Annotated in this window: 22 protein-coding genes and 1 tRNA gene; 13 read left to right on the top strand and 10 right to left on the bottom strand. The window is 68.4% G+C overall.

Annotated features, from left to right (window positions below; all coding sequences use genetic code 11):
- Positions 1 to 36: 36 nt before the first annotated feature.
- The gene (locus C3481_RS05625) at positions 37 to 1,014 is read left to right on the top strand and encodes an alpha/beta hydrolase (RefSeq protein ID WP_103841130.1); all 978 of its coding nucleotides are present in this window, start codon (positions 37 to 39) and stop codon (positions 1,012 to 1,014) included.
- A 4-nt stretch (positions 1,015 to 1,018) separates the two neighbouring features.
- On the opposite strand, the gene C3481_RS05620 is transcribed toward C3481_RS05625, so the two are convergent.
- Positions 1,019 to 2,335 (bottom strand): Nramp family divalent metal transporter, encoded by a 1,317-nt coding sequence (locus C3481_RS05620; RefSeq protein WP_103841128.1) that lies wholly within the window; start codon positions 2,333 to 2,335, stop codon positions 1,019 to 1,021.
- Between the two features lie 132 nt (positions 2,336 to 2,467).
- Positions 2,468 to 3,403, bottom strand: coding sequence for a dihydrodipicolinate synthase family protein (locus C3481_RS05615; RefSeq protein WP_023952166.1), 936 nt, complete (start codon positions 3,401 to 3,403; stop codon positions 2,468 to 2,470).
- 193 nt (positions 3,404 to 3,596) lie between these two features.
- On the opposite strand from C3481_RS05615, the gene C3481_RS05610 reads away from it, so the two are divergent.
- From C3481_RS05610 to C3481_RS05595, 4 genes are all read left to right on the top strand, one after another.
- Entirely contained in the window at positions 3,597 to 4,616 is a 1,020-nt protein-coding gene (locus C3481_RS05610; RefSeq protein WP_023952165.1) for a LacI family DNA-binding transcriptional regulator, read from the top strand.
- Positions 4,617 to 4,833: 217 nt separating this feature from the next.
- Complete coding sequence (locus tag C3481_RS05605; protein WP_146053625.1) at positions 4,834 to 5,772, top strand: hypothetical protein; 939 nt, start codon at positions 4,834 to 4,836, stop codon at positions 5,770 to 5,772.
- 167 nt (positions 5,773 to 5,939) lie between these two features.
- Positions 5,940 to 6,737: a hypothetical protein gene (locus C3481_RS16410; RefSeq protein ID WP_146053624.1), complete on the top strand. Its 798-nt coding sequence runs from the start codon at positions 5,940 to 5,942 to the stop codon at positions 6,735 to 6,737.
- 431 nt (positions 6,738 to 7,168) lie between these two features.
- A complete protein-coding gene (locus C3481_RS05595; protein ID WP_146053623.1) occupies positions 7,169 to 7,588 on the top strand; it encodes a hypothetical protein in 420 nt (139 codons plus the stop codon).
- An 87-nt stretch (positions 7,589 to 7,675) separates the two neighbouring features.
- Here C3481_RS05595 and C3481_RS05590 read toward each other — a convergent pair whose 3' ends face one another.
- Genes C3481_RS05590 through C3481_RS16715 form a run of 3 tightly spaced genes read right to left on the bottom strand, consistent with a single transcriptional unit; the run spans position 7,676 to position 8,445 of the window.
- Complete coding sequence (locus C3481_RS05590; protein WP_103841122.1) at positions 7,676 to 7,999, bottom strand: hypothetical protein; 324 nt, start codon at positions 7,997 to 7,999, stop codon at positions 7,676 to 7,678.
- Between the two features lie 48 nt (positions 8,000 to 8,047).
- On the bottom strand, positions 8,048 to 8,323 hold the full coding sequence (locus C3481_RS05585; protein WP_103841120.1) for a hypothetical protein: 276 nt from the start codon (positions 8,321 to 8,323) through the stop codon (positions 8,048 to 8,050).
- The gene (locus C3481_RS16715) at positions 8,320 to 8,445 is read right to left on the bottom strand and encodes a hypothetical protein (RefSeq protein ID WP_258039022.1); all 126 of its coding nucleotides are present in this window, start codon (positions 8,443 to 8,445) and stop codon (positions 8,320 to 8,322) included. Before C3481_RS16715 ends, C3481_RS05585 begins: the two co-directional genes overlap by 4 nt.
- Positions 8,446 to 8,517: 72 nt before the next feature.
- Between C3481_RS16715 and C3481_RS05580 the strand changes: the two genes are divergently transcribed.
- Positions 8,518 to 9,033: a site-specific integrase gene (locus C3481_RS05580; RefSeq protein ID WP_219817639.1), complete on the top strand. Its 516-nt coding sequence runs from the start codon at positions 8,518 to 8,520 to the stop codon at positions 9,031 to 9,033.
- Between the two features lie 2 nt (positions 9,034 to 9,035).
- On the opposite strand, the gene C3481_RS05575 is transcribed toward C3481_RS05580, so the two are convergent.
- Positions 9,036 to 9,524: a YajQ family cyclic di-GMP-binding protein gene (locus C3481_RS05575; RefSeq protein WP_071918434.1), complete on the bottom strand. Its 489-nt coding sequence runs from the start codon at positions 9,522 to 9,524 to the stop codon at positions 9,036 to 9,038.
- 68 nt (positions 9,525 to 9,592) lie between these two features.
- On the opposite strand from C3481_RS05575, the gene C3481_RS05570 reads away from it, so the two are divergent.
- From C3481_RS05570 to C3481_RS05545, 6 genes are all read left to right on the top strand, one after another.
- Positions 9,593 to 10,087, top strand: a complete 495-nt coding sequence (locus C3481_RS05570; protein WP_181021886.1) for a GNAT family N-acetyltransferase — start codon at positions 9,593 to 9,595, stop codon at positions 10,085 to 10,087.
- Between the two features lie 48 nt (positions 10,088 to 10,135).
- Positions 10,136 to 10,459 carry a hypothetical protein gene (locus C3481_RS05565; protein ID WP_023952154.1) on the top strand — a complete coding sequence of 108 codons (324 nt, stop codon included), beginning with the start codon at positions 10,136 to 10,138 and terminating at the stop codon, positions 10,457 to 10,459.
- Between the two features lie 123 nt (positions 10,460 to 10,582).
- Positions 10,583 to 11,722 carry a DUF2510 domain-containing protein gene (locus C3481_RS05560; RefSeq protein ID WP_258039021.1) on the top strand — a complete coding sequence of 380 codons (1,140 nt, stop codon included), beginning with the start codon at positions 10,583 to 10,585 and terminating at the stop codon, positions 11,720 to 11,722.
- Positions 11,719 to 13,101, top strand: a complete 1,383-nt coding sequence (locus tag C3481_RS05555; RefSeq protein ID WP_103841113.1) for a hypothetical protein — start codon at positions 11,719 to 11,721, stop codon at positions 13,099 to 13,101. The genes C3481_RS05560 and C3481_RS05555 overlap by 4 nt, the downstream gene beginning before the upstream one ends.
- Before the next feature lie 61 nt (positions 13,102 to 13,162).
- Positions 13,163 to 13,654, top strand: coding sequence for an FBP domain-containing protein (locus tag C3481_RS05550; RefSeq protein ID WP_088380483.1), 492 nt, complete (start codon positions 13,163 to 13,165; stop codon positions 13,652 to 13,654).
- Positions 13,655 to 13,747: 93 nt separating this feature from the next.
- Positions 13,748 to 13,829 (top strand) — tRNA-Tyr (locus C3481_RS05545).
- Positions 13,830 to 13,894: 65 nt separating this feature from the next.
- Here the strand turns inward: C3481_RS05545 and C3481_RS05540 are convergent.
- Both C3481_RS05540 and lanKC read right to left on the bottom strand, forming a co-directional pair.
- Complete coding sequence (locus tag C3481_RS05540; protein ID WP_103841111.1) at positions 13,895 to 14,011, bottom strand: SapB/AmfS family lanthipeptide; 117 nt, start codon at positions 14,009 to 14,011, stop codon at positions 13,895 to 13,897.
- 4 nt (positions 14,012 to 14,015) lie between these two features.
- The gene (gene lanKC, locus C3481_RS05535) at positions 14,016 to 16,637 is read right to left on the bottom strand and encodes a class III lanthionine synthetase LanKC (protein ID WP_103841109.1); all 2,622 of its coding nucleotides are present in this window, start codon (positions 16,635 to 16,637) and stop codon (positions 14,016 to 14,018) included.
- Here lanKC and C3481_RS16625 point away from each other — a divergent pair.
- Entirely contained in the window at positions 16,590 to 17,009 is a 420-nt protein-coding gene (locus tag C3481_RS16625; protein ID WP_219817654.1) for a DUF5979 domain-containing protein, read from the top strand. The genes lanKC and C3481_RS16625 overlap by 48 nt on opposite strands.
- On the opposite strand, the gene C3481_RS05525 is transcribed toward C3481_RS16625, so the two are convergent.
- Complete coding sequence (locus C3481_RS05525; RefSeq protein ID WP_023952143.1) at positions 17,006 to 17,674, bottom strand: response regulator transcription factor; 669 nt, start codon at positions 17,672 to 17,674, stop codon at positions 17,006 to 17,008. The genes C3481_RS16625 and C3481_RS05525 overlap by 4 nt on opposite strands.
- 13 nt (positions 17,675 to 17,687) lie before the next feature.
- A complete protein-coding gene (locus C3481_RS05520; RefSeq protein WP_023952141.1) occupies positions 17,688 to 18,962 on the bottom strand; it encodes a sensor histidine kinase in 1,275 nt (424 codons plus the stop codon).
- Between the last annotated feature and the right edge of the window lie 31 nt (positions 18,963 to 18,993).

Here is an 18,993-nt window from a genome sequence, read left to right as displayed (position 1 = left end):
CGGCATCCGTCGATGTCCACGACCTAGGGTGGGGACATGCGGGCGGATGACGTGACGTGGGGCCCCGACCTGCTGGGCCCCGGCTTCGAGCAGACGACGCTTCCGCTCGGCTCCGATGACGAGGGTGAGGTCGTCGCGACGCTCGTGCGGGCGATGCCGCATCCGGGCCTCCGCCTCTTCGGAGCGTGGCGTGACATCGACGTGCTGTACGTCCACGGCTGGTCGGACTACTTCTTCCAGACCGATCTCGCCCGCTTGTTCACCGACCGCGGCGCGCGGTTCCACGCGCTCGACCTGCGGAAGTACGGGCGCAGCATCCGTCCCGGTCAGGCGCGCGGCTACGTCACCTCGCTCGACGTGTACGACGACGACATCGAGGCCGCGCTCACTGTGATGGACACCGCGCGTCAGGGCCGGCGGCTCGTGCTTCTCGGGCACAGCACCGGCGGACTGACGCTCACCCTGTGGGCAGCGCGTCACCCGGGACGCGCTGCGGCCGTGGCGCTGAACAGCCCCTGGCTCGAGCTGCAGCTCGGCCCCCTCGGGCGGCAGGCGGTCGCGCCGCTCGTCGAGGTCCGGGCCCGTTTCGACCCGCGTGGCGCCCATCCCGTGGTCGATCTCGGGTTCTACACGCGGGCTCAGCGCGAGGTCGGCAGCCTTCCCGACGCGCCCGACGGCTGGCGACCCGAGCAGGGTTTCCCGACGCATCCGGCATGGCTCGCCGCCGTCATCGCGGGGCACGCGCGTGTCGCGGCCGGGGTCGACGTCGGCGCCCCGGCTCTCGTGCTGCTCTCGGCGCGGTCGACCTCGCCGCTGCGGTGGAACGACACGATGACCTCGGCCGACTCCGTGCTCGTCGTCGACGACATCGCGCGCGCGGCCACCCGCATCGCCGCCACCGTCACGATCGCCCGCATCGACGGCGCCCTGCACGATGTCTTCCTCTCGGCTGCGCCCGCACGCGCCGAGGCCGCTGACCGACTGGTGTCGTTCGTCAGCGGCCTCGACCGGTGAGTGCTCAGCCCGCGACGATGCTGATGAGCAATCGGATCGAGAGGGCGAGCACCGAGACGAAGCCGACGACACCCAGCCCGTTCTGCCACCAGCGGTTTCGAAGCGGGCCCATCAGTGCCCGGTTGTTGGCCATCACGATGATGAGAGCGGCCAGGAGGGGAGCGAACAGCACCGTGAGGGCCTGAGCGAGCACGATCAGCTCGATCGGCGACGACCCGGCGAACGCGACGGTGATCGCGATGCCGAAGGCGAGGATGAACGCGCTGCCCAGCCGAGCGGTGATGGTTTCAGCCGATGCCCCGCGTCCGAGGGCGTCGGAGAGCAGGGTGCCGCCGGCGATGCAGTTGGGGATCATCGACGAGAACGCCGAACCGAAGAAGCCGAGCGCGAAGATCCAGGTGCCTACCGGTCCTGCAACCGGCTCGAAGATGCGCGCGAGACCGACGAAGGCTCCGGGAGCCGGGGTGCCCGTGTCGAACAGCACGGACGCGGACACGACGATGACGAGGGCGGTCATGATGCCCGGGGCGACGATGCCGGGAATCGTGTCGACGATCGTGATGTCGCGGTACTCCGATTCGGACCTTGCCCGGGCCTTGGTCCCGTACGACGCGAAGAAAGCGGCGTTGATGGAGAAGTTGGTCCCTACGAGCCCGATGATGAGCAACCAGGCTCCGTCGGGGACGACGGGAATCAGCCCGAGGCCGGCGGCGGCCCAGTCGGGGTTCGACACGAACGCCGACACGATGAAGCAGAACGCCATGATCGCGACGATGACGATCAAGGCCTTTTCGACGATGCCGTAGATGCCCTTCATGAGCAGGATGGTCGCGACAGCGACCGTGCAGATCACCGTCCACATGACGGGCGAGCTGCCCGGGATCAGCATCGCGAGCCCCACTCCCGATCCGACGGCGTTCCCCACCGAGAAACAGAGGGCGATGAGGAAGACGCCGATGCCGGCTGCGACGCCGGTCCACCGGCCGAGGCTGTCCTTGATGGAGGAGATGAGCGAGACGGGCGTTCGGATGCCGAGCCGCACGCTCATGTCGGTCAAGAAGACCATCAGCAGCGTCGACACGATGATCACCCAGATCAGGGCGTAGCCGTATCCTGCTCCCGCGTTCATCGCGGTGGTGAGGTTTCCCGGACCGAACTGCCAGGCTCCCGCCACGAATGCGGGGCCGATCAGGGCGAGGCGACGCCAGAACGTTCGTCGCACGGGGTTCTTGCCGACGATGCTCCGCACCGTCTCGGTCGAGATCCGGCCGTGGCCGGACGCGGGAGTGGCGGGGGGACGTGAGGTGATGCGGTCGCTCATGGAGACTCCTTCGGAGGGCGGCGGGATGCCGCGCAGTCGTCATTGACTTCGAGCCGGCGCTGCGACGCGTCGGGGAGCGGAACGGGGTGGAGGGAGGGCGGCCGGATGCGGGGTCCGGCCGCCCGTGGTGGTTTACGCGGGAACGGTGACGCTGCCGAGCTCGGCCGAGGCGAAGGCCGCGGCGATCTCGGCGTCTGCGCCGGCGGGGAGGGGCAGCAGCGGCTCCCGGACCGTCGCGTGGTCCAGGATGCCACGGTTGACCAGGCCCCACTTCAGGGCGACGGTGCCCTCCATGTGCGAGCCGCGGTGGTAGACGGCCTTCGTCACCGGGAGCAGGCGCTCGTGAATGGCGTGGGCAGCGGCGTAGTCGCGTGCCTTGCCCGCGGCGATCAGGTCGACCAGCAGCTCGGGCGCAATGTTCCCGTAGCCGACGAGCAGGCCGTCGACGTCGAACATCGTCGGCAGGAGGTACTCGTCGTGGCACGACAGGATCTGCAGGTCAGGGTACGCCGCGCGCAGTGCCGGGATCTCGGTGTACCACCGACGCATGTTCCGGACGCCGTTCTTAGTGTGGTTCACGCCCTCCTGGCCTGCGATCTCGAGCTGGGTGTCGAGGTCGTACGAGGCCTTGGTGTTGTCGGGGTACTGGAAGAGGATCTCCTCGAGCCCCGACTCCTCCCAGATCGCGCGGTATCGCGTCTGCGGCGCGCCGGGCTGGAATCCGAAGCGCAGCCAGCCGTGCGAGGGGTAGACCAGAGCGCCGCGCGCTCCGGCGGCCGCGGCATCCTTCGCCTCGAGCGCGGCGGTGGCGTTGCCCTCCTTCGTGATGCCGGCGATGATCGGCAGCCGGTCTTCGACGGAGTCGCGGAAGGCCCGGATGACGTCGAGCTGCTCCTTCTCGGTGAGGAATGTTCCCTCGCCGGCGTGGCCGAGCACGACCAGGCTCTTCACCCCCTCGATCGAGCCGAGCCACGAGCCGAGCCGCGAGATGGCTGCGTAGTCGACGTCGCCGTCGACGGTGAACGGGGTGACGGGGGCGGGGTTGAGTCCGCGGAGGTCGAGGACCATGTCGTCTCCTTGGGTGAGGTCTCGTCGTCGAGATCGGGAGGTGCCGGTTGGCTGATCCCGAAACCAATAACGTTTGCGGGAACGTTTGCAGTTTGGACCCGCTCGCCATCGATGTCAAGCGATTCGGGAACGTTCTCGGGAAGGTTCTCGCCGCCGTGCGTGTCACGGGTAGGCTCGGCGAGGGAGGCAGGACATGGCCGAGGGCGACCGGAACATCAGACACGTCGTGACGCTCAAAGACGTGGCGACGGCCTCGGGTGTCAGCATCTCGACCGTGAGCCGCATCCTGGACGATCGCACTCCGCCCTCCCGGTCGGCGACGGCCGAACGCGTTCGCGCAATCGCCGAAGAGCTCGGCTATCGCCGCAACGTGTTCGCCTCGGGGCTCCGACGTGGCGCCACGGGCACCATCGGCGTGCTCGTGCCCAGACTCACCGACGCGGTCATGGCGCTCATGTTCGAGGCGGTCGAGCGGGCCGCGCGGCAGCGGGGCTACTTCGCCGTCGTCGCGACGTGCGGCGACGACGGTGACGAGGAGCGCCGCGCGACCGAGACCTTGCTCGACCGGAACGTCGACGGGCTCGTCCTCGCGACCGCGCGCATCGACGACTCGCTTCCGGCGTCGCTGCGCGAGCGCGGCATCCCTCACGTGCTCGCGCTGCGGACCGACGGGGTCAGCCCCGCCTCGCTCGGCGACGACGAGACCGGCGGCTATCTCGCGATGCGGCACCTGCTCGACCTCGGACATCGCGACATCGCTGTCGTCACGGGCCCCTGGTTCACCTCGAGCGGACGCGACCGGCGCAGCGGCGCGAACCGCGCTCTCGCTGAAGCCGGCGTCGACCTGCCCGAGGAGCGGGTGATGGCGGTCGGCTACGGCCTCGACCACGGGATGGAGGCCGCCGAGACGCTCCTGGGCGGTACCTCTCGCCCCACGGCGATCTTCGCGGCCAACGACAATCTCGCGATCGGAGTGCTCAGCGTCGCGCGATCCCTGGGGCTCGAGACGGGGAAGGACCTCTCGATCGTCGGGTACAATGACATCCCGCTCGTGTCACGCCTGCCCGTGCCGCTGACGTCGGTGCGGACGCCATTCGACCAGATCGCCTCGTCGGCTCTCGACATCCTGCTAGCGACCGATCCCGCGACGCCGCAGATCGTGCGCGCGCTACCGACCCTCATCCCGCGAGCGTCGACGGCCCCGCGCCGCTGAGCTGCGGTGCTGGTGGGGTCTGTCGGCGCCGAGCCTTACCGGTAGTTGACGAACTGCATCCTGTCGGCTGTTGGTGACTGGGCACGATAGGAAACTCCTTCTGACCTGCGCCTAACCGGTTGCGCTTGACTGGGTGTGATTGGACAGGATCGAATCTCTGGCGGACTCTGGGCGGACTGGCTTGGTTCCCACGGTGGGGCACAGGCACGCTGTCCTCATGGGTAGGAGCGACGAGATCGAAAGACGAGCGCCGGAAGTGGGGGAGCGCGTCCCTGAGCGCCACCCCACGCACGCCGACGTCGGCGAGGAGTGGTTGTGGTGGCACGTCGAGAAGCGCCGCTGGCGGCGGGTGGAGCTGCTGGAGGTGGCGGAGGGTGATCCGCAGCGGGTAAAGGTGCAGCATCTCGATCTGGACATGAACGCACGCGCAGCCTGGTCGCCGATAAAGCGGTGCCGGGTTCCGTGGAGCGAGCGAGACGCCTACGTCGATTCACTCGCCCGTTGGTCCCGTGCGGTGCATCATCCGTTCAATGCGGATGAGCGGGAAGCCGCTCAAGATGTGTTCCTGGAAGCCATTCCGACAGAGGTGGCATTCTTGGGGTACAAGCCTGGGGGGACGCTCGAGGTGGACGATCCCGGGCGGCTTTCAACCTTGAGTGGCATCAGCGTCTCTGAGCTGCTCGGGCATGCCGACACGTTTCGTGATGCCGACGGGTGGTTGCTGCCCTGGCCCGTGGCAAAGCGGGTTGCGATGTCTCTAGCGCAGAAGGATCCTCTTCGGTTTCTGCGTATGGTTGCGAGCGAGGACCAGGAGGTCCGGCCCAGCGTCGAGGCGCTCATCGAGAAAGAGATCGCTAATGGCCGGACCGAGCTCAAATGGATCACTCCTGAGGAGAAGGAGGAGGTAGCGCGAAAGGCATTTGAGCGAAGTCAGGGCCGGCACGCTGTTCTGCTCGAGTGGGTCGGTGGTACGCGCCCGTCTTTGGGGCAGGAGTATCGGAGGCTGCGAGGCCAGTACAGGGAGCTGGCGATGCTCGCCGCCGAGGCTGTTCCGGAGTTGAGGTCGAGGCGAACGAGGACTGCGGCGACGCTGGCAGACCGTATTGGGGCGACGCTGGAAGCTGCGCAGCGGACGCCCGATGTGAGTGACGTCTAGAAGCTCGCCCTCGCGTGCCCGTCGGCGTTTCCACCCCTGACCGCATCCGAGACGGCATGTGGGAGACGAGTTTGGCGCAGACCTGCCCGCTCGGGCATCATCGAAGGCGCTAGTTTGGGCCTCGGCGGCGTGACGCGCTTGGACTGTACAAACACGGAGGGCCTCGGGTGCCTGCACTATTTATCACACGTTTCATCAACCAACACAGTGTCGATGGCTGGGAGGAAGCGTTCTCCGAAATGCCCGCGAATAGATTCGAAGCGTTGGCCTTTCAGACATTCATCGAGGGGTTCCGCGGTCTGATCCGGTCCCGAGACGCCGTTGACGACGTCCGCAACGCGTACGTGTGGTCAAGGCGCGATGATCCGGGCGTTGCAGTCAGCAACGCGCAGCAGATGGAACTCTTTCGAGCAACGGAAGCATTCTTCAACGACTTATATTCGGCTGTGTCAAAACTGTCAGGAGTCGTCGCTCGCAACAGTGCCGTATTCCAAACCAACTTCTCCGACAATGGCCCGTTCCTGCGGTGGCTGGACGACCGGTACCCGCAGGAGCATGGCAGAACTGCTGAGGTGGAGAAGGCTCGTCTGTTCCGCGCCATCTTGGCACATCCACAGCAGTTTCCCCCCTACGACTGGGCGACTTTCGTAGATCGCAAGAAGCTCACACTCGTAGTCTTGTGGGGCGCACGAGGTAGGGGGCGCAATCCCATCCCCAAAGGCGCCACAGTAAGTCATGCCCTAGCTCAGGGGGACTGGCAGTTTCAAGCCCCGGACGAGGCCAGCGTCACAAACGCGGTAGGCGCGCTCGCAGAGGAAATCTTGCTGGAAATGCTGCTCGCCTACTCGAAGCGACGCGCGCTACGGCGACCGCTCACCTCGCACGAGGCGAGAGTTGCTCTTGCGCCTGAGGTCGATGTGTCCGATGACCAACGTCGGGTCAACAGTAGACGCGAAGGGATTTGACGGTGAGGTCGCGCCGCCAGCCTCGTGGTAGCGCCGACGTGCTCAGATAGCTCTCCGCTCTCTTCGCGACGTAGAGATGGCAGTCTCTCGGCCGGAGGATGGGGAACTCGGCCAGGTGGGGACTAACAAGCGTTATGCGGACGCGATCGACCGGCGAGCTGCAGAGCTGTCGCGGCAGACGATCATGCGCATACCGCCCTGCACAATCCCGATGCAGGCGTACGGTCCGCAACCGCTTCAATGGGCGGAGAGGCGGCCGCCCGTGTGGGCGTGGGTGTCGTGGCCACACAAGCCCGCAGAACGGCTGCCCGCCGTCGCGCACGGGTGGAACGATCGAGTGATCGTCGTGTACTGGATGAGTGATGCCGGGGAGCTCAACACGGTCGTGTGGCGCAACGCGGTGTCCCGTCGTGCGACCTAGGGTCATCTTCATGGGGTTTCACATCGACTCGGTCACAGAAGACGGCAGGCCACACCGGACTGGCACGTACCAAAGCGCCCGCGAAGCGCTCGCTGCTGCAGTGAGGCGGAACGCGCCGGCACTCGTGTTCGATGACCCTTCCGACTCGGTCTCGCGGGGCGCCGGGTCGGTCATTGCCGCGGTCAAGGATGATGGGACGATCATCGAGGACGCGACGAAGCCCGCTTGGTGGGATCGAGTCGACGAAAGCGTCAAGACCAGGCTGCTCGAGAGCGACGGCCAGGACATCGATGTCGTTGCGATCGCAAAGGCGGGCGGCGTCTCGGTCGCGACGGCCTGGGGGAGCGAGCCGGCCACCGGTTGGCGGCTCAGCAGCAAGGATGAAGACTGGATCGCCTTCGAAATAGTGCGTTCCGCCGTTCAGATCTGACCGTCGGAGGGGCGTCTCCACTACCATCCTCCACAGCGGAGGCGCCTCTCCGACGGTGCCCTATTCATCGGCGGATCTTAGGGCCCGCTAGCTCATCGGATGTCCGTTCTCGTTAACCAAGGCGTACTTGAGGCCCTGGTGTTCGATTGGCGCGTCCGGGTTGTTCGGGTCCGGTGCAGGGAAGTCGGACGGGAGCGTCTGAACGATGTAGTCAGGCCCGTATTGAGCGATGAGCCCCTCTTTCCCTGGCATCTCGTCGGGCAGGTCGGACAACCGAACGTCTTCGGAAGGAGCCGACCGCATGGCACTCCCGCTCTCGAGCGCGTCCAGCTCCGCTTTCAACTGTTCTAGCGTCATGCGCCTGAGGAGCCCAGTGCCCTTCTCCCAAGCGACAATCTCGTAATCTGCCATTAGCTGGCCTCTCTCTGTGTTTGCGGGGGTTGAGTGGACCTGAGCGACCTACAGCTCGCCCTTTTCGCGAAGCTCCCGAACGTGTCGTTCGCCTCGCAGGATGTCGAGCTGGTCTTGCAGCGGCGAGGTCACCTCGTACGCCTCGCGCAGATACCTGAGCGTGGCTTCTACGCCGGCCGACGCTGCGGCCATGTGTCCGGGGGCGTCCGGTTCGTCGGTCAACGCCGCAAGCTCGATCACGACGGCACGCATGCGGCCCTCTGGCACATCCAGTTGGTCGAGAATCCCTCGGACTGTCTCTGTCAGGGACTTGTCGCTGGTCATATGTCCTCCGGGTTGAACGGGGCGTCTTCGACGACGCCGGTTTCGTCATCAGCTTCCTGGCGGGCTTCAAGCACCTCAAGGTCTCGGCTGATCTCCATTAGCAGGCGGGCATTTGCCGGCATGTCACGCCCCGACAAACCGCCCGCCGCGATGAGGCCCGCGACGCTTTCCTTGAGTGCCTGTAGGAGCTGCGGGTGAAGGACGTGAACTTCCTTCGTCGCACGATCGGCGTCCGCCAGCAGGTGCAGGGTTCTAGTCACAAGACGGCGAAGATCGTTCCTCCGAAGGCTGGTTCGGAGCGTGACGTGTTCGCGCCCGATGAGCTTATGAGCGCTCTCTCGTTAGTCGACCGCTCATCGTCCCCGGATGCCCTGCTCCTCCGCACGCCGCTGGGTCAGACGTGGCATCGGAACAACGCGGGTGAGGAGTGGCGGCGGATCCGCAAGGCGGCGGGTCTACCCGAAGATGTGACGTTGCACGCGCTCCGGCACACGTACGCCTCGAGCCTCATTGCGGCAGGGTGCGATGTGGTCACCGTGCAGCGAGCGCTGGGTCACTCTCAGCCGTCGATCACCCTGAACGTCTACAGCCACTTGTGGCCGTCTGCGGAGGACAAGACGCGGGCCGCTGCGGCGGACTTCATGGCCTCGGTTCTCGCTCCGGCGGACAATCCGCGGACAGCTGACGGAAAAGCCCAGGTCAGAAGGTAGTCTTACCGGTAGTTGACGAACTGGAGGTCGACGTCGAGGTCGGCGGCCTTCAGCATCCGCTGCACTTCCTGCAGGTCGTCGCGCGACTTCGACTGCACGCGCAGCTCATCGCCCTGGATCTGCGACTTGACCGACTTCGGGCCCTCGTCGCGGATCATCTTGCTGATCTTCTTGGCATCCTCCGACGAGATGCCCTCCTTCAGCGTCGAGACGATGCGGTACTCGCGGCCGGAAGCGGTGGGCTCGCCCGAGTCGAGGCTCTTGAGCGAGATGCCCCGCTTGATGAGCTTCGTCTGGAAGACGTCGAGCACGGCCTTGGCGCGCTCTTCGGAGTTCGCCTTGATGAGGATCGACTCGCCCGACCACTCGATGGAGGCGTCGGTGCCCTTGAAGTCGTAGCGCTGCTCGACCTCCTTGCGGGCCTGGTTCAGCGCGTTGTCGGCCTCCTGGCGATCGATCTTGCTGACGATGTCGAACGAGGAATCTGCCATGCCGCTCAGCCTACCGAGCCGCCGTGCGCCCTGCCACGACGGCGAGGATCCCTGCCAGGGTGGGGTACATGAGCTTCGTGATCCGGGAGCCCGCCGCCGAGGAGGCAGCGCTGCTCGCCGAACTCCATGTCGCCACCTGGCAAGAGGCGTACGCGCACCTCCTGCCGGCTGGGTTCTTCGACGCAGAACACGTCACCTCGCGACATCGGATGTGGAATCAGATCCTCAACGACCCCGCGCCCACCGTCACGGTGCGCGTCGCGGAGCATGGCGCTCAGCTCGCGGGATTCGCTCTCGCGGGCCCGAGCTCTGCCGACGGTGGCGAGAAGCCCGGGCGTGACACCCACCTCTACGCGATCTATGTCTCCGCTGCTCATCACGGCACGGGGGTGGGCCAGGCGCTCCTGGACTCGGCGCTCGGGACAGCACCCGCGACTCTGTGGGTCGCCAAGCAGAATCCACGAGCGATCGCCTTCTACCTTCGGAACGGCTTCGCCTTCGACGGTATGGAGAAGGTCGACCCGACGGCTCCCGCTATCACGGAAGCCCGCATGGTCCGCTGACCTCGGTCGCGCCCGTAGCCTCGGGCGGGGGGACGCTAGGCTCGCGCCATGACGAGTGAGCCCGCCGACCGGCCCCGGCGCCGCGGCCGCGGGTGGGGAATCGCCGCGACGATCCTCGCGGGCATCGGCATCCTCCCGGTCGGTGTCGTGTTCATCCTCGGGTACACCGTGGATCCGCTCTGGGGATGGATGCTGTTCATCGCCCTGCCGATCTCGATCGCGGCAGGCGCCCTCGGTGGCGTGCTCGGCATCATCGGGCTGATCGCGGCGCGCGGTGACGGCGGGGGATACGGGTGGCCCGTGGTCGCGCTGGTCCTCGGCTGGGGGCAGGTGCTGCTGGGGACCGGATTCCTGAACGGCTGGTTCATCTGACGCCGAGGGCGTCTGTCGCGACTAGCAGATCCGGCGCGGAAAAGCAGGTGTACGAGCCACTTCGCGCATGCCAATAGCATCGTCTCGAACCGGCGGTGCTCGCGGCCGGGGCAAGGGGGACGTGTGAACGACGTGCCGGACTCTGTTCCGACCGCGCCGGCCGGCTGGCATCCCGACCCATCGGGACAGCAGCAGCTGAGGTATTGGGACGGCCAGCGATGGACCGATCACGTCTCGCCCTACCCCGTGGCGGAGCAGACGGCGCCGGATGCCGCACCGGCGGCGGCCCCCGCTGCCGCGCCCGCGCCCAAGAACCCCGGGCAGAAGGTGATGACGCGCGCGACCTGGATCCTGCTGGCGGCCACTCTTCTCATCGTCGGCGGCGCAGCCGGGTTCGTCGGCTGGACCGTCGTCTCGGCCAACGCGGCCGCGACCTCGGAGGCGCCGGATGTCGTCGACGGCTTCCTCGCCGCCGCCACAGCCGACGAGCCCGGCTGGACGCAGTACGCCTCGCCCGGCTACATCGCGATCTCGGGGTCGGCGACGCCCCTGTTCGGCGACGCGCGCGCCGCGGAGGTGCTCGACCTCTCCATCGAGTACGACCGGCGCGGCATCCTCTATGGAACCAACGGCACCGCCGGCTACGAGTCGCCCAGCGGCGCGGACACCGCCAAAGCAGTGGTCGACATGACCTACACCTTCACCGTCGACGGCACGCCGCAGACGGCGACCTCGACCCGCGAGATCTGGCTGACCCGGCCCTACTACTACGGTGACGACGTTCCGTCGGCGTTCAAACCGGGAGAGACGCCGACGGCGATCGGGCCTTGGCGGGTGACCGGCGCGGCATCGGCGGCGGCGTCCGAGGGAGAGGTCGTCGCGACGACGAGCTTCGAGCCCGCCCGACTCGATCAGGCGTGCTACACCTCCGACGTCGTGCTGTCGCAGATGTCCGAGATCGCGCGCACCGAGGGTGTGCTGGCCGCGGTCTGCCTGAGCGGCGGCACCTCGACCTCCTTCGACGACGGCATCGACATCGACGCCCTCGCCGCCGGGTTCCCCGTCGTCGGCCAGGCTGCGCCGCTGACCGATCTGATGGGGTGGCACAACGATCCCAACACTCCGGCACCCCTCGAGCAGTACCTGATCTCTTCGGGCGGCACCGACTACGTCTTCGTCCTCGCCTCGACGGGCGTCGGCGGCGAGCTGACGACCGACTCCGAACGCCGCATCATCCTCATCTCGAAGGCGGAGACCCGATGACCGACACCACCCCCGCGCCGGCCACCGAGGCGCCGGAGCGGAAGCCGCGCAACCGTGCGGCGCGCACGATGCAGATCGTCATCGCCTCCCTCGGCGTCGGCGCGCTGCTGATGACCGCCGCCGCCGGTGTCGTGCTGTGGCCGCGGACGCCCGAAGCGGGGCCGACGGCCGATGTTCCGGTCGCGTGGGCTCCGTGGGCTGACAACGACCTGGCGACTCCCACCAGCGCCACGTTCGCCGAGATGAACGCCGCAATGCGCGACAAAGACCGTCAGCGGTTCCTCGCTCACGCCACGGGTGACGCGGCGACGCAGCTCGCGCTGTGGTGGGACAACTCCACCAAGATCGGGTGGGATGTTGCGGCGATCGCGCCGTCGGACTTCGACGTCGACGAGACCGGCACCATCGAGGTCATCCTCGGCGCTCAGTATGCATTCGCGGCGCAGCCGCAGCGAGGCGACGGTGACCGTGACGCCGGTCTCGACCTCATTCAGGGCTTCGCCTACACCGTCACCTTCGAGCCCGGTACCGTCCCCAGCCGGTCGTTCGATCGGTACGAAGAGACGGAACCGCCCGAGCCCGCCACGATCACATCCATCGTCCCCGCGCGCGAGCCGAACCCGTGGGACGAGGGTGAGATCCACGTGGTCAAGCGCGACCACGTCGTCCTGTTCGGGATGAGCGACGAGGCCGAGCTGGTCGATCAGAACGCGGATGCGGCCGAGCGATCGGCCGTCATCGCGCTCGACACGATCCGCGCCCTCGGCGGCGAGCCGACGCAGGACGGCTTCGTATCGGCGATCACCCACGACGATGAACGCTTCCAGCGCTGGCAGTATGGCAAGGGCACGCCGTGGGACATGGATGTCGCCGGTTACGCCCGTCCGACTCTCCGACCGCAGATCGCGCAGCGCTTCCTCGACCCCGTGATCGCGACGGGATCCGACACCTCCGGAACGCTCATCGTGATGGGCCCGGGCAGCGCGACGGGTCGCGAGCAAGTGTTCGTCCACGAGTTCGCACACGGCCTTCACTACACAGCGGCGCCCGGGTCGTTCATCGCACCGCCCGTGGCGGTCCACGAGGGTTTCGCCCGCTTCGTCGAATGGAAATCGGGTCTCGCCGATCCCGGGTACCTCCGGCCCGAGGTGAAGGCCGCCATCGCCGCGCAGGGAATGGGGGCCTTCACCGACGAGGCGCTGCGCAGCAAGGACGCGAACCTCGCGTACGACGCCGCGGGGTCGTTCTACGCCTACGCCGATGCCTATGACGGGTCGGCCTGGACGATGGCAGTGGATTCAGTCCTCGGCGGCGGATTCTTCGTCGACAGCACCGACTTCACCGAGGCCGACTGGCAGGCATGGGTCGCATCGCAGTGACCGCGGAAGGGCGTCCGCGCACGCGGCCCGCGGATGCCGTGCGCTTCGTAGGCTGGAACGCGTGCAAGCTCTGACCGAAGACCAAGTCCGCGCTTCGTTCGTCAACGCGACGGTCGACGACCGCCGGATCATGGCGATGCCGATCGACTTCATGCTGCTCGACTGGGACCACCTCGACTTCCTCGCGTGGCGGGATCCGAACTCGCGCGAGCGGGGATACGTCATCACGCAGCGCGAGGGCGCCCCGGTCGGAGTCGTCATGCGCGCGGCCTCCGGAAGCTCGCGTGCGCGCTCCGCGCTCTGCAACCTCTGCCACACCATGCAGCCCGGCGACCAGGTCACCCTCTTCAGTGCCCGCAAGGCCGGGCCCGCCGGCGATGCCGGTGACACGATCGGCACGTACATCTGCGCCGACCTCGGATGTCACGACAACGTGCGGATCGCCGGACCGCTCGCGCCCAGCGAGATCCGCGCGAGCGTCGATCGCCGGATCGACGGCACCCGCCACCGCACCGAGGCTTTCGTCGAACGGGTCATCGGAGGCGACGACTGACGGCTCTCGCCGTGGTTCGGAGCACGCGGTCACAGGGGGTAATATGGGTTCTCGCGCCTCCGGTCGACTGCACAAGCCGGGCGGGTGCGCACTGGCGAGTTACCCAAGCGGCCAAAGGGATCTGACTGTAAATCAGACTGCATTGCATTCGGGGGTTCGAATCCCTCACTCGCCACATCGAGAAGGGCCCCCGCTGAGCGGGGGCCCTTCTGCTTGGCGATCCGCGTGGTTCGCGCCCGGTCAGCAGGCGGTCGACACGGTACTCCGGCACAGGCCGATGCTCAGTGTGCTGGCCAGGACCGTGCGGTGCTCGTCCTCGCTCTTATCGAGCGTCTGCAGCGACAGGATGAAGCCCATTTCCTCACCTCCTTCGTTCGATCGCCGCCGGAGAACCGACGGGTGCGAGCACCGGGGGGAGTATGGGGAGGAGTGGCCGGTCGGTCACCGGACCGCGACCGGATGCCGCGACGAGGGTGAGCAGCACGCCCGCGGCTCCGGTGGCGAGGTCGCACGAGGCGCGCAGCATCCCGTCGCCGACGATGCGGACGCCGGCCGGGGCATCGAGGGCGTGCAGGGTCATCCGCGACAGGTGGTGGTCGCGGGCGCGGACCGTCTCCGGCGTCGCATGTCCGGTCGCGTGCAGCGAGTGGAGGAAGAGCGCCAGCCCCGCTCGGCCGGCGAAGATTCCCGACTGCACGACGAAGGGGGCCGACGCTGCTCGGATGATGCCGCGCAGTGCATCATCCAGCTCGTCGTCCGGCTCATGCGCCAGGTACTGCGCGAGGACGAGTCCGATGCCAGCCGACCCGTGGGCGAGATAGGGAAGCAGCCGCCAGCCCTGGTCCACCTGCAGCGAGCCGTCCCCGTCGCGCCGCAGCGAGCCGAGGTCGATGGCGAGAGCGTGGCGGGCGATCTCGAGAAAGCGCCGGTCTCGGGTGTGCTCGAACAGCCGCACGGCCAGGAGCGCGGTTCCGCTCGCGCCGCCCATGAGGCCGCCGCGCCGTCGTGATGCGGGCGGCGTCGTCATCGGCGCGCTCCGCTCGTCGAGCCCCCACCTCTCGCTGAGGCGGTCGACGATGTCGATCGCTCGAGCGAGGTCGTCGGGCGAGCCGGATGCGTCGAGGAGGGCGATGCCGATACCGGCGAGGCCCGAGGCGAGGTCGGAGCCCCATGCTCCGACGTCGAGCTCGACGCTCTGCAGGCGCTCGCCGAGCGTCGTGGCCTCGTCGGTGAGCCCCAGGCGGCGGCACGCCCACACCGCGCCCGCGAGGCCGTCCATCAGGCCGACGCGAGGGCGGTCGTCCCGCACTGCGGAGATCGACTGCGACACCCACGCGCGCATCTCGGACGGCAGAGCGACACCGGCGGCGTCGAGCGCGAGGGCGACCCCCAGTGCGCCGTGGGCGAGCGAGAACGCGGGCTCCGCGAACTGACGGGGATCGCCCGGCCACAGCCGGTCGCGGCGGTGCGGCGTCGCATCGGCGATCAGCTGCGCGGCGATCCGCTCGATCGTCGGACCGGGCTGGGGATGCCGGCCCGCCTGGCCGGGGGCGCCATCGCCGCGAGACCCGAGCCGCAGCGCGGCGGCCATGCGCTCGGACCATGCGCGAGGCAGGTCGAAGGCGGCCGCGGCCTCAGCGGCGAGAGCGCCGGCCTTCGCCGGCTGAAGAGCGAGCACGCTCGTGAGCGGCAGGAAGACGTACAGCTCGATGCACGCCAGTGCGTGAGCGTCGCGCCGCACGGGGTCGGGCTCATCGGGCAGCGTGAACCCGGCCGCACCGAGTACGGCGGCGGAACGGGAGCCGACCGGCATCGACATCTCGAAGTCGATGAGGCCGACCGACCCGTCCGCGTCGACCACGACGTTCGCGGGGTGCAGATCCCCGTGGGTGAGGCCAGCGGCGTGGAGACGGGAGATCTCCCGCCCCAGGGCATCGACGACGCGCAGCATCCGGTCGCGATACGCGTGGCGCTCCGCGGCGGTGGAGACCGCGGCGGTCAGCGGGCTGCTGGTCGACACCACCCGATCGAGCGGCTGGCCCGGCAGCTGTTCCAGGACGAGGAAGCGATGACCGTGCGCGTCGAGGGATGCCCGCACCTCCGGCACGCGCACTCTGCCGGCGACGGCTCGCAGGGTCCGTTCCTCGTCCTGGAGCCGCGCGACGGCATCGCGGCCGTCCGGGGTCCAGCCGGCGAACGGCCGGGCCTCCTTCACGATGACGGGGGAGCCGTCGAGAAAGCCGCGGTAGACACCGCCGGCGTTGGAGTAGTGCAGCGCCCCGGTGATCTCCGGGAATCCCGCCGGCGGCTGGTCGCCGAGGGCGTCGAGCTGACGCCGGAGGAAGGTCGGCAGCTCGACCCAGGGCGGAACGTGGAACCCGGCTTCGCGGCGGTCGGGAACCCACTGCCCGCTCCGCAGGTCGCGCACCGCCGGCAGGGACTCGCCGTCGACGAGCACTTCATGGTCGGTGAAAGCGCCGTACCGGACGAAGAGCGGCCCCACGTTCCAGCGCAGGTCCGACAGGATGTACGGGCCGGGCCGGGAGCCGACTGCTTCGTCGAGGGTGCCGAGGCAGTGCTCCAGGCTCTCCTCCGAGGGCGGATAGAGCGTGATGAACTTCCCGGCGCCCGACCGCTCGGCATCCTTCGCCAGCACGGCATCGAGCGCCCGCTCGTCGATCAGGTGCTTGAACGGGATGCCGTGCCGGTGGCAGTACGCCGACACGATGTCGAGCACATCACCGGCCCCGTCGGGCAGCGCCGTGACATGCACCTTCCACCCCTGAGCGGCGAGGCGCATCCCGGGCGGCAGCCAGATGGACCACGGATGCCGCCGGCTCCGCCGCCAGCCGTCCCACGGGACCGCCGTCGACGGCGCGTAGACGTTCGCGTCTTCCGGTGCGCCGGCGCGGGCGGCATCCGTGCCGGGTGAGTCATAGAACACCCGATCCCGTATCGCGAAACGCCCGAAGATCGGATCCATCTGCTTCCCCTACGGCCCGGTACGGCGGGCCCAGGGTCATCATCGGTCGCGCCGGACCGCGGGCTCGGCGGGCGAAGACCGGACAAAAGCCCCTTTGCCATTGCCGCGGGGAGCGGCGCAGGCGATGACGAGCAGGTGTACAGCGACCTGCCCGCCGGGTCGGAGTGCGTCGTGACGGAGACCCAATCCGGCACGACCGCGCTCGTGCAGGTGGCGACCGCCGACCCGGTCACCGTCGAGATCCTTCCCGCGACAGGCGGCGGAGAGCCGTACCTCGGCCTCATGCTCGGCCTGGGCAGCATGATGGTGGGTCTGCTCGTGCGTGGCAGAAACCGGTGCCGAAGTTTCACCCGGATGGATGACGAAACCTAGACCCGGTTGCGCGCTCCCCACAGCGCGAGCTGGGTGCGATCCGCGAGATCGAGCTTCTTGAGCGCGGAGTGCAGCTGCGATCGCACGGTGTGGACCGAGACCTGCAGCGTCTCGGCGATGCCCTCGTTGCTCGTGACGCCGCCGGCGAGAACGGAGATCACGCGACGCTCGGCGGAGGTCAGCTGCGCGCCGGCCTCGGGGTCTTCGGGGGCCCCGCCGCGGCGGACGAACTCGCGGATCAGCGGCGCCGTCACTCGCGATGACACGAGAGCCTCGCCCCGAGCCGCGGCGTAGATCGCGCCGACGAGCTGGTCCGAGTCGTGGCTTTTCAGCAGGTATCCGACGGCGCCGGAATCCAGGGCCTCGCTGACGTATCCGTCGACGGCGAAGCTCGTCATGACGATGACGGCGATGGGCGCGCTCCCGTCGTCGGGACGGGCGAGAAGGCGGGTCGCGGACAGCCCCGACATCTGAGGCATCTGGATGTCCATGAGCACGACGTCGGCGCGTTCGGCGCGCGCGACGTGGACGGCGTCGACGCCGTTCGAGACCTCGCCGACGACCTGGATGCCGGGAGCGCCTTCGAGCTGCAGTCGCAGCCCGCGACGCACAGCACGATTGTCGTCGGCGATCAGAACGCGGATGCGCTCGGCCCCACGAGTCATACCGTTCTCCTTGTCAGGCGACCGGGTCGATCGGGATCGTGATCCGCACTTCCCATCCGCCGGTCGGCGTCGGCCCTGCGAACAGTGTGCCCCGCAACAGCTCGACGCGCTCGCGCATCCCGCGCAGGCCCCAGCCGAGATCGAGGCCCGGAACAGGCGTCGAGTCGCTGTTCGGGGCCCGGTTGACGATCCGGACGATGAGCTCGTCCTCGGCGGCGGTCACCGAGACGCTCACGGGTGCCCCGGGAGCGTGCTTGGCCGCATTGGTCAGCGCCTCCTGCAGGGCGCGGTACGCCGTGGTCGAGACGACGGCGGGCAGATCCGACACCCCGCCCGACAGCTCGAACGACACCGGCATGCCGCGCCGCGACCAGAACTGCACGAGTTCGCCCGCCCGGCGCAGGTCACGCGTCGTCTCAGTCGGGGTCGCTGCCTCCGTGTGCAGGTCGCTCAGTGCGCCCGCGAGGCTCGCAGCGGCGAACCGCCCCTCGTTCCTCACCTCACCGACCAGGCGGATCGCCTCGTCGGGGCGGGCCGGGGCGAGAGAGATGGCGGCATCGGCGAGTGTCACGAGCCCGGCGAGGTGCTGGCCCGCGACATCGTGCAGCTCTTGCGCGATGCGGGCGCGCTCGCGTTCGCGCGCGTCGTTGACCCGTGCGTCGTGCTCCTGGCGGGCGAGCTCGGCCTGCTCACGGGCCAGTGTCACCTGACGCACCTGGGCGCCCCACCAGATCCCGAGAGCGGTCGCCCCGAGGGCCGGAGCGGAGAAGCGGAAGAACTCGTTCGCCATGAAGCTCAGGGCGGTACTGACGTCGCCCGAGTAGAAGACGGCCCAGGTGAAGAGCCCGCCCATGCCGGCGACCACGACGCCGAGCAAGCACACGACGGCCGAACCGGCCGAGACCCGGCGGGCCAGAAGGAACTGCGCGAGTGCCACGACGAGGTACATGCCGATGAGCCAGTTCGGTATGTCGAAGGCGCCGAGGAGGACGAGGTAGACGGCGACCGTCGCGAAGACCGCCGTGCGGGGCCACCGCTCGCTCAGGAGAACAGCCGAGGCTTGGGCCACGCACGCCAGGGCGAGGATGACGCACAGGACCGATATGGATACGTCGAAGGGCCAGTCGACGGGACCAGCGATCATCGCGGTGATCGGCGTCGCCAGCACCTGGACGGTCGTGCTCACCGAGACGATCGCGACCAGGATCGCCGACGCGCGACGCGTGCGGAAGAAGGTCTGCGTCGCGGGTGCGCCGAAGTCGACGCCGGGCTCTCGGGGTGGCTTCACCACAGAATCCTCTCAGCCCCGCGCAGAAGCC

The sequence above is a fragment of the Microbacterium sp. Ru50 genome (assembly GCF_002920555.1).
Taxonomy (GTDB): domain Bacteria; phylum Actinomycetota; class Actinomycetes; order Actinomycetales; family Microbacteriaceae; genus Microbacterium; species Microbacterium arborescens.
Note: the sequence above shows the minus strand (reverse complement) of the source record. Positions and strands in the feature narration are given on the sequence as shown.

Coding starts and splice junctions, on each gene's coding strand:
- C3481_RS05625 (WP_103841130.1), top strand. CDS start 37: ATGCGGGCGGATGACGTGACGTGGGGCCCCGACCTGCTGGGCCCCGGC.
- C3481_RS05620 (WP_103841128.1), bottom strand. CDS start 2,335: ATGAGCGACCGCATCACCTCACGTCCCCCCGCCACTCCCGCGTCCGGC.
- C3481_RS05615 (WP_023952166.1), bottom strand. CDS start 3,403: ATGGTCCTCGACCTCCGCGGACTCAACCCCGCCCCCGTCACCCCGTTC.
- C3481_RS05610 (WP_023952165.1), top strand. CDS start 3,597: ATGGCCGAGGGCGACCGGAACATCAGACACGTCGTGACGCTCAAAGAC.
- C3481_RS05605 (WP_146053625.1), top strand. CDS start 4,834: ATGGGTAGGAGCGACGAGATCGAAAGACGAGCGCCGGAAGTGGGGGAG.
- C3481_RS05595 (WP_146053623.1), top strand. CDS start 7,169: ATGGGGTTTCACATCGACTCGGTCACAGAAGACGGCAGGCCACACCGG.
- C3481_RS05590 (WP_103841122.1), bottom strand. CDS start 7,999: ATGGCAGATTACGAGATTGTCGCTTGGGAGAAGGGCACTGGGCTCCTC.
- C3481_RS05585 (WP_103841120.1), bottom strand. CDS start 8,323: ATGACCAGCGACAAGTCCCTGACAGAGACAGTCCGAGGGATTCTCGAC.
- C3481_RS16715 (WP_258039022.1), bottom strand. CDS start 8,445: ATGCCGGCAAATGCCCGCCTGCTAATGGAGATCAGCCGAGACCTTGAG.
- C3481_RS05575 (WP_071918434.1), bottom strand. CDS start 9,524: ATGGCAGATTCCTCGTTCGACATCGTCAGCAAGATCGATCGCCAGGAG.
- C3481_RS05570 (WP_181021886.1), top strand. CDS start 9,593: ATGAGCTTCGTGATCCGGGAGCCCGCCGCCGAGGAGGCAGCGCTGCTC.
- C3481_RS05565 (WP_023952154.1), top strand. CDS start 10,136: ATGACGAGTGAGCCCGCCGACCGGCCCCGGCGCCGCGGCCGCGGGTGG.
- C3481_RS05555 (WP_103841113.1), top strand. CDS start 11,719: ATGACCGACACCACCCCCGCGCCGGCCACCGAGGCGCCGGAGCGGAAG.
- C3481_RS05540 (WP_103841111.1), bottom strand. CDS start 14,011: ATGGGCTTCATCCTGTCGCTGCAGACGCTCGATAAGAGCGAGGACGAG.
- lanKC (WP_103841109.1), bottom strand. CDS start 16,637: ATGGATCCGATCTTCGGGCGTTTCGCGATACGGGATCGGGTGTTCTAT.
- C3481_RS05525 (WP_023952143.1), bottom strand. CDS start 17,674: ATGACTCGTGGGGCCGAGCGCATCCGCGTTCTGATCGCCGACGACAAT.